This window comes from Comamonas sp. UBA7528 (genome assembly GCF_002479375.1).
GTDB lineage: Bacteria > Pseudomonadota > Gammaproteobacteria > Burkholderiales > Burkholderiaceae_C > Comamonas.
Genome location: NZ_DLMU01000009.1, coordinates 323,696 through 336,825 on the forward strand (window position 1 = coordinate 323,696; position 13,130 = coordinate 336,825).

Sequence of the window (13,130 nt, forward strand, 5' to 3'; positions counted from 1 at the left end):
CAGTGCGGGTTATCGAATGGATTCGGGCGGCATCAGCGGCTGCGTGCGCGCACGGCGTGCAAACAGGCCCAGCACGAACACCCGGCCCATATAGGGCAGCAACCCGCCCTCGTTCAGCGCCGGGTGCACGCGGTGGCGGTACAGCCGCGCATGCAGCCCCGTCAGCGCCGACCAATGGGCCTGTGGGTGTTCGTGGTGAGCCGTGTGCAGCCCGATATTGAACAGCAAGGGGTTCACCAGCCCCTCGAAATTGCGCGCGTAGTTCAGGGCGATACCGTCGGTCTTGCGCTGCGCCCTGGAAAGCGGCCGGCCGTCGGCATGGGCGTGCTGCAGGTAGTTGGTGGCCAGCAGCCAGTGCAGGCCGTGCAGCTGCGGCACGATGACGAACAGCAAGGCCTTGCGCCAGTCCAGCAGCAGCAGGAATGTCCAGCTGCCCAGCCACAGCAGGTACTGGCCCATGCAGTAGCGAAACGCCCCGGGCCAGTGCCGGCGCAGGTTCGCCAGCCAGCGGATGAACAACGGGTACAGCACGCACACCGCCTGCAGCGGGTGGACCAGATAGCCCCACAGGTGGTTGGTGTCACCGCCGAATTCCGGCCGGTAGGTGCGCGCCACATCGCGCGGACCATGGCGGAACCGGTGGTGGTTGCCCACATGGGCGGGCCAGAACACAAACGTGGGATGGCCTTGCAGCAGGGTCAGCCAGTAGTCCGTCAGCCGGTTGGCCCGGCGCCCGCGCCACATGCGCAGGTGCGTGTGGTTGTGGTGGATGACGCCCACGCCCAGCGTCAGAAACAGCGTGATGGCATACAGCCACCAGACAAAGCCCTGCGTCCACTGCCAGGCCACCAGGGCCGGCAGCGCCAGCAGATAGGCCACGGACTGCCAGTCGCGCCGGTGGCGCAGGCGCGGCAGGCGGTGGGCCGGGGTTGCCGCTGGCGGCATTCAGCGCCGGCCCTCGGAGGCCTTCGGGGATCCGGCAGACTTGGGGGCCGGTGCCTGCAGCTCGGTGCGCATCAGCTGGTCCATGAAGGCCAGCGCAAAACCGTAGTTGCCGCGCGAGCGGGCATGGTGCAGGTGGTGGCGGCGGCTGGCCGCCAGCGGGTGGGTGTCGGACACCCGCGGGAAGAAATCGTAATTGGAATGCCCGATCACGTTCAGCACCAGGCTGAGCACCGGCACCGCCGCCAGCGACCAGAAATAGAAGTCGTGCACCAGCATGGGCAGCAGGATGATGTTGCCCAGCATCAGCGCCTCCAGCGGGTGGAAGCTGTAGGTGGACCAGGGCGTGGTCACATAGGAGCGGTGGTGGTCACCGTGGAACCGCACCAGGGCCTTGGCGTGCAGCAGCCGGTGGTTCAGCCAGAAGTGCACATCGTTCCAGACCATCAGCACCACGATCTCGGCCGCCACCCGGGCGGCGCTGGCCGTGGGCGCCAGCTGGGCCCAGCCCAGCTGCAACAGGCCCCAGGGCACGACCATGCCGGTGCCGAAGATCAGCACCGACAGCGCCGACTGGCGCCATTCGCGCTGCAGCTGGTCGGGCTGCAGGGCCCGCGTGTCCAGCACCTTGCCCACCTGGCGGCGCGCCAGCAGCCGGGTCAGGGCCGTCATGCCCCAGCCGCCCAGCATGTACAGCGCACCAAAGAAGGCCAGGCCCACGGCCATGACCTGCCAGGCCGTGAGCTGGGTGAACCACAGACCGGCGTTCATGCACCCTCCCCGCTGCCGTGGCAGCTGGTGGTTTCAGATGTATCCAGGCGTTTGTCCCTCGGCAGCATGCGGCGCATGATAACGGAGGGACTGCGCCGGCCCGCCAGGCGAACAGAGTGTTACGACCTGCATCGCGCGCCACACCGCTGTTCTTCCGGTGGGGCGTCCCTCAGAACGCGTCTTCGGGCAACTCGGCGCAGGTCATGTCACGCTGGCGCACCACCTGCAGCCAGGCGCCGATCCGGGGCAGCTCGTAGTGGAAGAAATAGCGGGCCGCGCCCATCTGCCCCGCATGGGCGGGGGCAGACAGCGCCGCATCCCGCGCCAGCACGGCCAGGGCCACGTCCAGCCACATCCAGGCCAGCACGGTGTGGCCGAAGGCCTGCATATAGGGCACGGCGTTGGCCAGCGCCTCCTGCGGGTTGGCCGTGGCCCAGGCAGCCTTGGTGGCCGCGCCCACGTCCTGCAGGGCCTGGGCCAGCTGGTTGGCGTAAGCGGCCAGCTGCGGCACCTGCAGCGCACGCTCGATGGTGGCGTTGATGGTGGCGGCCAGCAGCTGCAGGCCGGCGCCGTCCTGCATGCGCACCTTGCGGCCCAGCAGGTCCGCTGCCTGGATGCCGTGCGTGCCCTCGTGGATCATGTTCAGGCGGTTGTCGCGCCAGTACTGCTCCACCGGGAAGTCGCGGGTGTAGCCATAGCCGCCGTGGATCTGGATGGCCAGGCTGTTGGCCTCCAGGCAGAACTCGCTCGGCCAGCTCTTACAGATCGGCGTCAGCACTTCCAGCAGCAGTTTGGCACGGGCTGCGGCCTCGGGCGTGCCGGTGCGGCCGTCATCCACCAGGCGGGCGCAGTACAGGTTCAGCGCCAGCGCGCCTTCGCCGTAGGCCTTCTGGGCCAGCAGCATGCGCTTGACGTCGGTGTGTTCGATGATGCGCACCTGCGGCCGGGTGGCGTCCTTGCCGGCCTCGCCCACCGGGCGCCCCTGCGGGCGGTTGCGGGCATAGTCCAGGCTGGCGTAGTAGCCCGCCAGGCCCAGCATGGTGGCCGCCATGCCGATGCCGATGCGCGCCTCGTTCATCATGTGGAACATGCACTTCAGGCCTTCGTGCGGCTGGCCCACCAGGTAGCCGATGGCGCCCGCGCCCTGCCCGTCCAGCCCGCCGCCGCCGTCCCCGCGCACCGGGTACTTGCCTTCGCCAAAGTTCAGCAGCGTGTTGGTGGTGCCGCGCCAGCCCAGCTTGTGGTTCAGTCCGGCCAGGGCCACATCGTTGCGCTCGCCGGTCAGCTGCCCCTGGGCGTCCACCAGCTTCTTGGGCACGATGAACAGCGAGATGCCCTTCACCCCGGGAATCAGCTTGCCGTCCGGCCCCGGGATCTTGGCCAGCACCAGGTGGACGATGTTCTCGGTCAGCTCGTGGTCGCCGGCGCTGATCCACATCTTGTTGCCCTTGAGGCGGTAGCGCGCGCCCAGCGGATCGCTCTCGAAACCGGCTCCATCGGGCAACGCGCGGGTGCTGATGTCGCTCAGGCTGGAGCCGGCCTGCGGCTCCGACAGGGCCATGGTGCCGGCCCAGTTGCCCTCCAGCTCATTGACGGCGAAGACCTGCTTTTGCAACGGCGTGCCGTGCACCAGCAGCAGGTTGGCATTGGCGCTGGTCAGCAGGTTGGAGCCCATGCTGACGGACGCGCAGGCAAAAAAGCTGTTGGCCGCCGCCTCCACCAGATAGGGCAGCTGCATGCCGCCCCATTCGGCATCCTTGCCGGCCGCCAGCATGCCGGCCTCGGCATAGGCGCGGCGTGCGTCGTAGGTGCACTGGGGCAGGATCACCTTCTCGCCGTCGAAGCGCGGCTCTTCGGTATCCACCGTGCGGTTGAAGGGCGCGTACTTCTCGCGCGCAATGCGCTCGCAGGTGTCCAGCACCGCGTCAAAGGTTTCGCGGCTGTGGTCGGCGTAGCGGGTGCGGGCCGTCAGGCCCTCGCCCTGCAGCCAGTCGTAGACAAGGAATTCAAGCGTGGATCGCAGCTGAGACATGTTGTGAAGACCAAAGAGGCCGCTTGCGCCTGGGCTTACGCGCCCGCCATGCCGTGGCAACAGCCATGGCCCTGGCCATCGGCGCACTGGACGCAAGCAGCGGTGATGGAAGTTAAGGGGGATACAGCGCCCGCCCCACGGGGACGGCACAGGGTTCACAGTAGCGGCAGCGGCGCGGTCTGCATGTCACCTGCGCGGCGCCAGACCGCCTGCCAGTCACCCAGGGGTCAGCGGGATTTCCCGCAGCGGGCACACCGGCCCCGGGCCGCCTTGCACGCCCCGGGGGGCCGCAGTCCGTGGCGTGCTGCCACGGGCTGCGGGAAAGCCGCAGCGGCCGCGCCGGCCGCAGCGGCCCGTGCTTACAGCACTTCGAAGATGCCGGCCGCGCCCATGCCGCCGCCGATGCACATGGTCACGCACACCCGCTTGGCGCCACGGCGCTTGCCTTCGATCAGCGCGTGACCGGTCAGGCGCTGGCCCGACAGACCGTAGGGGTGGCCCACGGCGATGGCGCCGCCGTTGACGTTCAGGCGGTCGGCGGGGATGCCCAGCTTGTCGCGGCAGTAGATCACCTGCACGGCAAACGCCTCGTTCAGCTCCCACAGATCGATGTCGTCCATCTTCAGGCCCAGTTTCTTGAGCACCTTGGGAATGGCGAACACCGGGCCGATGCCCATTTCATCGGGCTCGCAGCCGGCCACGGCAAAGCCCAGGAAGCGGCCCAGGGGCTGCAGGCCCTTGCGGGACGCGTAGTCTTCGCTGGTCAGCACGCAGGCGCCGGCACCGTCGGAGAACTGGCTGGCATTGCCGGCCGTGATCAGGCCGCCGGGCAGCGCGCTGCGCAGGCCGCTGATGCCTTCCTTGGTCGTGCCTTCGCGGATACCTTCGTCCTTGCTCACCGTCACCTGCTTGGTGATCAGGCCCAGGGTCTTGTCGGCCACGCCCATCACGGTGGTGATGGGGGCGATTTCGGCGTCGAACAGGCCGGCAGCCAGGGCTGCCGTGGCCTTTTGCTGGCTGGCGGCACCGTACTCGTCCATGGCATCGCGGCTGATCTGGTAGCGCTGGGCCACCTGCTCGGCCGTCTGCAGCATGTTCCAGTAGATCTCGGGCTTGAGCTTGAGCAGCGCCGGATCCTGGCTCATGTGGCGGTTGGCTTCCAGCTGCACGCAGGAGATGGACTCCAGGCCGCCGGCCACCAGCACGTCGTTTTCGCCGGCAATGATGCGCTGGGCGGCCAGGGCAATGGACTGCAGGCCCGAGGAGCAGAAGCGGTTGATGGTCAGGCCGGAGGTGGTGACCGGCAGGCCGGCACGCATGGCGATCAGGCGCGCGACGTTGCCGCCGGTCGTGCCTTCGGGCAGGGAGCTGCCCATGATCACATCTTCCACCTCGGCACCGTCGATGCCGGCGCGCTGCACGGCGTGCTGCACGGCATGGCCGCCCATCGTGGGGCCATAGGTCATGTTCAAAGCGCCCTTCCAGCTTTTGCACAGCGGGGTACGGGCGGTGGAGACAATCACTGCAGAAGTCATGGATTCATCCTTTTCAGCGGGGGCTGCTGCCAGGCAGGCCGCAGCGCAGGTGCGGCGGCAGGTGGCAAGGCAGCCCGGTCATTCGGTGGGTGGTGGCAGTCTTCAGGAGAAGGACTTGCCTTCGGCGGCCAGGCGGGCCAGCAGCGGCGCGGGCTGCCAGAACTTGCCGTCATCCAGCGGGTTCTGGGCAAAGCGCTCCATGGCACGGGCCACATTGCCCAGGCCGATCTCGTTGGCATAGTGCATGGGGCCACCGCGGTAGATGGGGAAGCCATAGCCGGTCAGGTAGACCATGTCGATGTCGCCCGACTTGCCGGCAATGCCGTCTTCCAGGATGTGGGCGCCTTCGTTGACCAGGGCGAAAACCAGGCGCTGCACGATTTCCTCGTCGGAAATCTTGCGCGGCGTGATGCCCAGTTCATTGCGGTGGTCCTCGATCAGCTTCTCCACCAGGGCCGAGGGGATGGCATCGCGCTTGCCGGCCTGGTAGTCGTACCAGCCCGCGCCGGTCTTCTGGCCGAAGCGGCCCAGCTCGCACAGCTTGTCGGCGGTGCGGCTGTACTTCATGTCGGCGCGCTCGGTGGCGCGGCGCTTGCGGATGGCCCAGCCGATGTCGTTGCCGGCCAGATCGCCCATGCGGAACGGGCCCATGGCAAAGCCGAACTTCTCGACCGCCTTGTCCACCTGCTGGGGCGTGGCGCCTTCGTCCAGCAGGAAGCCGGCCTGGCGGCTGTACTGCTCGATCATGCGGTTGCCGATGAAGCCATCGCACACCCCGGAAACCACCGCCGTCTTCTTGATCTTCTTGGCCAGCTTCATCACCGTGGCCAGCACATCCTTGGCCGTGGCCTTGCCGCGCACCACTTCCAGCAACTTCATCACATTGGCGGGGCTGAAGAAGTGCATGCCCACCACGTCCTGCGGACGCTGGGTGAAGCTGGCGATCTTGTCCACGTCCAGCGTGGAAGTGTTGGACGCCAGGATGGCGCCGGGCTTGGCAATGGCATCCAGCTGGGTGAACACCGCCTCCTTGACGCCCAGCTCCTCGAACACCGCCTCGATGATCAGGTCGCAGTCCTTCAGGTCGTCATAGGCCAGCGTGGTGCTCAGCAAGGCCATGCGCTGGGCGTACTTGTCTTCCTTGAGCTTGCCCTTCTTGACCTGGGCTTCGTAGTTCTTCTTGATCGTGGCCACGCCACGGTCCAGCGCTTCCTGCTTGGTTTCCAGAATGGTCACCGGAATGCCGGCATTCAGGAAGTTCATGCTGATGCCGCCGCCCATGGTGCCGGCGCCGATCACGCCCACCTTCTGCACGTTGCGCACCGGCGTGTCGGAAGGCACATCGGCAATCTTGGAGGCCGCGCGCTCGGCCATGAACAGGTGGCGCAGCGCACGGGACTCGGGGGTCCACATCAGGTTCACGAACAGCTCGCGCTCGAACAGCAGGCCGTCGGCAATCTTGCGCTTGGTGGCCGCTTCCACCGCGTCCACGCACTTGAGCGGCGCGGGGTAGTTCTTGGACATGCCGCCCACCATGTTGCGGGCAAAGCCGAAATAGGCATCGCCCAGCGGGTGCTTGCAGGGCAGATTGCGCACCAGCGGCAGCGGCTCGCTGCCGGCGGCATGGCGCTCACCCACTTCCTGGGCCAGGGCCAGGGCTTCGGCCGCCAGGCTCTCGGCCGAAGCGGACAGCTTGTCGAACAGCTTCTGGCCGGGGGCCATGGCCAGCATCTCGCTCTTGACGGTTTCACCGCTGACGATCATGTTCAGCGCCGCTTCCACCCCCAGGGCGCGGGGCAGGCGCTGCGTGCCGCCGGCACCGGGCAGCAGGCCCAGCTTGACCTCGGGCAGCGCAATGCTGGTGCCGGGGGCGACGATGCGGTAGTGACAACCCAGGGCCAGCTCCAGGCCACCGCCCATGCAGACGGTGTGGATGGCGGCCACCACGGGCTTGGCGGACTGCTCCACGGCGGCGATCACGCTGTGCAGATTGGGCTCCTGCATCGAGCTTTCCTTGCCGAACTCCTTGATGTCCGCACCGCCGGAGAAGGCCGCGCCCGCACCGGTGATGATGATGGCCTGCACCGCGGCATCGCTCTGGGCCTGCTTGAGGCCCTCCACCACCGCCTGGCGGGTGGCCAGACCCAACCCGTTGACGGGCGGGTTGTTGAGCGTGATCACGGCCACTGCACCGTGGACCTTGTATTCAGCCGTCATGCCTGTGTCTCCTGTTTTGGAATGAAATAAAACGGTCGTTCGTTTTCCATTCTAGGAAGATGCAGGCGACAAAACCATGGCGGTCTGCCCCAGGTTTGACGCACATGGGACAGCAGGCCGCACCCGGCTTGACGCGGGTCATGCTGCCATGCAGCACGCACGCGCTGTCACGGCGGCCAACCCCGTGCAAACCCTGATTCCGGCGGGACGGATCAGCGGCGGTGTTCCTGCGCCACCAGCCGCGCCATCAGTTCCCAGGCGGGCGCATGCTGGGCCAGCGGCACCGACAGGCGCAGCATGCTGCCGGGCACCTGGCGGGGCGAAAACAGCACGCCCGGCGCCATCAGCAGCCCCTGCTCGGCCGCGCGGCGGGCCAGCAGCTCGGAATCCATGCCGCAGTCGGCCCAGACGAACATGCCCGCCTGCGGCTCCTGCGGCACCTGCCAGCCCAGCGCCTCCACCCGGCGCAGGCACTGCGCACGGGCCTTGTCCACCCGGGTGCGCAGGCGCTCCACATGGCGGCGGTACTGCCCTTCGCTAAGGATGCGGTGCACCACCATCTCGCCCAGCTGCGGGGAAGTCAGCCCCGCCAGCAGCTTCAGGTCCACCAGCTGCTGCAGCCGGTCGGCATGGGCCGCGATATAGCCCACGCGCAGGCAGCCCGCCAGCGTCTTGGCATAGCCGCCCACCAGCAGCACCCGCTGCAGCCGGTCCAGCGCAGCCAGGCGCACGGGCTGGCCGGGGTGGAAGTCGGCATAGGTGTCATCCTCCACCAGCTGGAAGTCATGTTCCTCAGCCACCTTCAGCAGCGCATGGGCCACGCCGGCGGACAGCGTCTGCCCCGTGGGGTTGTGCACCGCCGTGTTCAGGATGAACAGGCGCGGCTTGTGCTGCGCCGCCAGCGCCTGCAGCGCCGCAATGTCCGGTCCGCCCGGGCCGCGCGGCACCCCCACCACCTGGGCGCCCACGGCCTGCAGGCGGCCGAAGATGTGGAACCAGGCCGGGTCCTCGACCAGCACCACATCGCCGGGCCGCACCATCAGGCGCACGATCAGGTCCAGCCCCTGGGTCACGCCGGCCACCATCACCAGGTTGTGTTCCGGGTGTACCGGCACGTCCTGGGCCTGCAGATAGGCCGCAATCTGCTGGCGCAGCGGCCCGTACCCTTGCGGCAGGCCATAGCCCGACAGGCTGATGCCGGCCGACCGCCCCACACTGCGGATGGCCGCGGTCAGCATCTCCGGCTCCAGCCACTGCGGCGGCAGCAGGCCGACGCTGCCCGACGCCTCGGGCACCGCCCCCTGCTGGAACATGTTGCGCAGCAGGTACGGGGTGTCGATGGGCTGGTCGGCGACCACGCGCATGGCCGCCTCCAGCGGCTGCTCCGGCGCGCCCACATTGCGCAGCGCGCTCACAAAGAAGCCAGCGCCGCGCCGGGAATGGACCAGGCCCAGCGCCGCCAGCCGGTCATAGGCCTGGACCACGGTGTCGCGGCTCACACCGCTGTCCTGCGCCAGCTGGCGCACCGAAGGCAGGCGCATGCCGGCCCGCAGGCCGTGGCTGCGCACCAGGCCCTCGACATGGGTCACCAGCTGCTCCACCAGCGGCACACCGCTGCCGCGCAGCGGCTGCCAGTGCCAGGCACTGCCGGCGTGGCGGCGCGGCGGCAGGTCCGTGTCGGCGGGGAGGCTGGAATCGGGTGCAGGCAGAAGTGTCATGGCAAAAGCAGCAGGCCAGTCTGTGAAGTGAACCGCCAAAGTGTACTGCTACTGTACCGCCAGCAGACCGGACAATGTCCCCAGGCCCTTGCCTGACTGCGGACACACCATGGACACCCTGACCCCGACGCTGACCCTGACCACCCTGCTGCCGCTGGCGATGTTCGCCATCGTCAACTCCATCACACCCGGCCCCAACAATGTGATGCTCACCGCATCCGGCGCCACCTTCGGCTACCGCCGCACCCTGCCCCACATGCTGGGCATCAGCACGGGCGGCGCCCTGATGCTGCTGCTGGTGGGAGCCGGCCTGGGCACGGCCTTCAGCACCTGGCCGCAGCTCTACGTGCTGCTGCAGATCGTCGGCGGCATCTACCTGCTGTGGCTGGCCTGGAAGATCAGCCGCGCGGGCGGCGTGCAGGAAGGCCAGACCCACGGCAAGCCGTTCTCGTTCTGGCAGGCGGCCGCCTTCCAGTGGGTCAATCCCAAGGCCTGGATCATGACCGTGGGCATCGTCGCGGCCTACACCCCGCGCGAGAGCTTTGTCGCCAACCTGCTGCTGGCCACCCTGGTGCTGGCGATGGTGAACTTCCCCTGCATCAGCGTCTGGACCCTGTTCGGCAGCGCCGTGGGCCGGGCACTGCGCACGCCGCAGGCGCTGCGCTGGTTCAACCGCAGCATGGCCTTTTTGCTGCTGCTGTCCCTCTACCCCATTGCCCGGGAACTGCTCGGCCACGGAGCCTGAGCCTGAGCGGGAGCGGGAGCGGGAGCGGGAGCGGGAGCGGCACCGGGGGCGCCGTGCCCCCTCTTCTCAGTTCCTGCGCCTCAGTCCCAGCGCGTGCGCCACACGGCCCAGGCCGTGCCCAGGCCATAGACCACCATGCCGGCCGTGACCACCAGGAACAGCGACTGCGCCGTCACGCCGCTCTGGTGGCTCAGCCACAGACCCAGCCCGGCCACCACCACCAGCCGTGCCGTACCCGCCAGCACCGGTCCCCAGATGCGGCCCGAACCCAGCGCCGCAAAATACAGCGCCAGCCCCATGCCGAAGAAGGCAAAGCCCGGCCCGGCCATGCGCAGGTACAGGTCGGCATGGTGCAGCACCTGGGCATCGGTGGTGAAGATGCGCGACCACAGCTGCGGCCACAGCACCACCAGGGCGCCAATGCCGGTCAGCGCCACCGCCGCCACCCAGCCCGCCGCCCAGGCCACGCGCCGTGCGCGCTGCACCTGGCCCGCCCCCATGGCCATGCCCACCATGGGCACCGAGGCCACGCCCACGCCAAAGGCAATCGGGATCAGCAAAAACTCCAGCCGCTGGCCGATGCCGTAGCCGGCCAGCGCCTGCGGCCCCAGCCGCGCCACCAGGCCGGTCATGATCAGCGCGGTCAGCACCGACTGCACCGGCGACAGGCAGGCCAGCGCCCCCACCCGCAGAATGTCCCTGAACATCGGCCAGGACAGCTGCACGCCGCGCCAGGGGATGCGCACCCGGCTCTGCCCCCACTGCAGATAGGCCAGCAGCACCAGCACCCCGCAGGCCATCGCCACGATATTGCCCACGGCCACCCCGGTCATGCCCCAGCGTGGAAACGGCCCCAGGCCCAGGCCCAGGGCACCGCCCACGGCAATCTGCAGCACCGCCACGGCAAACACCACCGAGGACGGCACGCGCATATTGCCGGTGCCGCGCACCACCGAAGCCAGCGTGTTGCACAGCCACACCAGCATGGCACCGCTGAACAGCACCTGGCCGTAGCCGCTGGCGGTGTGCAGCACCTCGCCCTGCCCGCCCAGCCAGCCAAAGAACACCGGGCCGCACAGCACGAACAGCAGCGCATAGGCCAGGCCCACGCCCGCGCCGATGGCAATCGCATGCAGCGCCAGCGTGCCCGCCTTGTCGCGGTCGCCCGCCCCCAGCGCCCGGCTGATGGCCGAGGACACGCCCCCGCCCATGGCGCCGTTGCTCATCATCTGCGTGAGCATGGCAAACGGGAACACCAGGGCCATGGCCGCCAGCGGCACCGTGCCCAGCTGGCCCACGTAATAAGTTTCGGCCACCCCCACCAGCACCGACATCACCAGCGCCAGCACATTCGGCACCGACAGCCGCAGCAAGGTGGGCAGGATGCGCCCGGTGAGCAGCGGCAAGCCGGCCGCCATTGCGGCAATGGCAGGCTGCGCGGCGGGGCCTGCCGCAGCATTCACAGGCGTTGTCGCTGTCGTGGTCGTTGCCGCCCCCGGCATAGCGGTACGGGCCACCGGCGGGTTCATGGTGCCTCCTGCGCTGCGTCAGCGGCGGCCAGCGTACCGGCCACGGGCGTACCGGCTGCGGGCATACCGGCTGCGGGCGTACCGGCCACGGGCGCTGCGGCCTGCAGCTGCCCCAGCATATGGTCCACCACCTGCTCCAGCTGGGCAATGGTGTCTTCGCCGCACAGTGCCCGCACCTGCTGCTGGGCCTGGCGCCAGTACTGTGCGCCAAGGCGGTGGGCCTGTTCGCCGGCCTCGGTCACCCGCACGCAGCGGCTGCGGGCATCGGCACCGGCCACCACTTCGATCAGCCCCTGCGCCTGCAGCGTCTGCAGATTGCGGGTCAGCGTGGTGCGGTCGGTGTGCAGCAGCTCCGCCAGGCGGGACACGGTCAGCGGGCCGTCCTTGGCACGGCGCGCCTGCCCCAGCAGATTGAACTGGGTGCCGCGCAGGCCGCTGGGGGCCAGCATGTCGTCGTAGAACTGCGAAATCTTGCGCGACAGGCTGCGGGCCATGAAGCTGGTGCAGCGCGCACGGGGCGCAGGGGTGGCCGCAGGGGCTGTAGAGGCCGAGGTGGCGGACGATGGGGCTGGCGATGGGGCTGGCGATGGGGCTGGCGGTGAGGCTGGCGATGGGGACGTCATGGGGTTCTCCGGTGGCCGCCGCCACCGGCCGGGCCGATCCATGCGTGCAGCTACACTCTTTCAATCAGTGTAGATGCACGTATTGCGGCACGCTGTCCGGTGCGGGACGCCCCGGACAGCCGCAGAAAAGGCCACCGCGCGCAGCGGCGCGGCCCATGCGTGGCTTGCGCGTGCCCACCTGGGGCGTCGCCTGCGCCCCAGCACCAGCCGCCCAGGCGGAAATGGGCACCCCGCAGCCCCCTCCCGGGTCAGCGACCGTGGCCGCCGCGCAGGCCGTGCAGCGCAGGCCGTGCAGCGCCGGCCCCGCAGACCACAACCTCAGACCTCCAGCCACTCCTTGCGCACGCGCTCGTTGCGCAGCAGGTCGGCCGGCGTGCCGTCGTAGACGATGGCGCCGTGTCCCATCACCAGTGCCCGGTCGGAGATCTTCATGGCGATGGTCAGCTTCTGCTCGATCAGCAGCACTGACACGCCGCGCTCGCGCAGCCGGCCCAGGTATTCACCCACCAGCTCCACGATCTTGGGGGCCAGGCCCTCGGTGGGCTCGTCGATGATGATCAGGTCCGGGTCGCCCATCAGCGTGCGGCACAGGGTGAGCATCTGCTGCTCGCCGCCCGACATCACGCCGGCCTCGGTGTGCTGGCGCTCCTTCAGGCGCGGGAACATGGCGTACATGTCGTCAAAGCTCCAGCGGCTGCCTTTGCCCTTGCCTTTCTGGCCCAGCAGCAGGTTCTGGTGCACCGTCAGATTGGGAAACACATCGCGGCTTTCCGGCACATAGCCCAGGCCCAGGTGGGCAATCTCGAAGGTCTTGCGCCCGGTGAGCGCCTGCTCCTTCCAGCGGATGTCGCCTTCCCAGTCCACCAGACCCATGATGGCCTTGGCCGTGGTGCTGCGGCCCGATCCGTTGCGCCCCAGCAGGGCCACGATCTCGCCCGGCGCCACGTGCAGGCTCACGCCGTGCAGCACATGGCTTTTGCCGTAGTAGGCGTGCAGTTGGTCAATCTTCAGCATCCTG

The 13,130-nt window shown here is 68.8% G+C and carries 10 protein-coding genes; 1 reads left to right on the forward strand and 9 read right to left on the reverse strand.

Annotated elements, in window-relative coordinates:
• Positions 1 to 9: 9 nt before the first annotated feature.
• From B3349_RS12535 to B3349_RS12560, 6 genes are all read right to left on the reverse strand, one after another.
• The gene (locus B3349_RS12535) at positions 10 to 945 is read right to left on the reverse strand and encodes a fatty acid desaturase (protein WP_291589058.1); all 936 of its coding nucleotides are present in this window, start codon (positions 943 to 945) and stop codon (positions 10 to 12) included.
• Positions 946 to 1,713: a sterol desaturase family protein gene (locus B3349_RS12540; RefSeq protein ID WP_291589060.1), complete on the reverse strand. Its 768-nt coding sequence runs from the start codon at positions 1,711 to 1,713 to the stop codon at positions 946 to 948.
• 169 nt (positions 1,714 to 1,882) lie between these two features.
• Complete coding sequence (locus B3349_RS12545) at positions 1,883 to 3,745, reverse strand: acyl-CoA dehydrogenase family protein (protein ID WP_291589061.1); 1,863 nt, start codon at positions 3,743 to 3,745, stop codon at positions 1,883 to 1,885.
• Between the two features lie 359 nt (positions 3,746 to 4,104).
• The gene (locus B3349_RS12550; protein ID WP_291589063.1) at positions 4,105 to 5,280 is read right to left on the reverse strand and encodes an acetyl-CoA C-acyltransferase; all 1,176 of its coding nucleotides are present in this window, start codon (positions 5,278 to 5,280) and stop codon (positions 4,105 to 4,107) included.
• Between the two features lie 102 nt (positions 5,281 to 5,382).
• Positions 5,383 to 7,497 carry a 3-hydroxyacyl-CoA dehydrogenase NAD-binding domain-containing protein gene (locus tag B3349_RS12555; protein WP_291589065.1) on the reverse strand — a complete coding sequence of 705 codons (2,115 nt, stop codon included), beginning with the start codon at positions 7,495 to 7,497 and terminating at the stop codon, positions 5,383 to 5,385.
• Between the two features lie 212 nt (positions 7,498 to 7,709).
• Positions 7,710 to 9,215 carry an aminotransferase-like domain-containing protein gene (locus B3349_RS12560; RefSeq protein ID WP_291589067.1) on the reverse strand — a complete coding sequence of 502 codons (1,506 nt, stop codon included), beginning with the start codon at positions 9,213 to 9,215 and terminating at the stop codon, positions 7,710 to 7,712.
• A 109-nt stretch (positions 9,216 to 9,324) separates the two neighbouring features.
• Here B3349_RS12560 and B3349_RS12565 point away from each other — a divergent pair, with 109 nt between their 5' ends.
• Positions 9,325 to 9,960: a LysE family translocator gene (locus tag B3349_RS12565; protein WP_291589069.1), complete on the forward strand. Its 636-nt coding sequence runs from the start codon at positions 9,325 to 9,327 to the stop codon at positions 9,958 to 9,960.
• 80 nt (positions 9,961 to 10,040) lie between these two features.
• Here the strand turns inward: B3349_RS12565 and B3349_RS12570 are convergent, their stop codons facing one another.
• The 3 genes from B3349_RS12570 to B3349_RS12580 form a co-directional block, all read right to left on the reverse strand.
• Entirely contained in the window at positions 10,041 to 11,489 is a 1,449-nt protein-coding gene (locus B3349_RS12570) for an MATE family efflux transporter (RefSeq protein WP_291589071.1), read from the reverse strand.
• Complete coding sequence (locus B3349_RS12575) at positions 11,486 to 12,112, reverse strand: MarR family winged helix-turn-helix transcriptional regulator (RefSeq protein WP_291589073.1); 627 nt, start codon at positions 12,110 to 12,112, stop codon at positions 11,486 to 11,488. The genes B3349_RS12570 and B3349_RS12575 overlap by 4 nt, the downstream gene beginning before the upstream one ends.
• A 318-nt stretch (positions 12,113 to 12,430) precedes the next feature.
• Entirely contained in the window at positions 12,431 to 13,126 is a 696-nt protein-coding gene (locus tag B3349_RS12580; protein WP_291589074.1) for an ABC transporter ATP-binding protein, read from the reverse strand.
• Positions 13,127 to 13,130 lie beyond the last annotated feature (4 nt).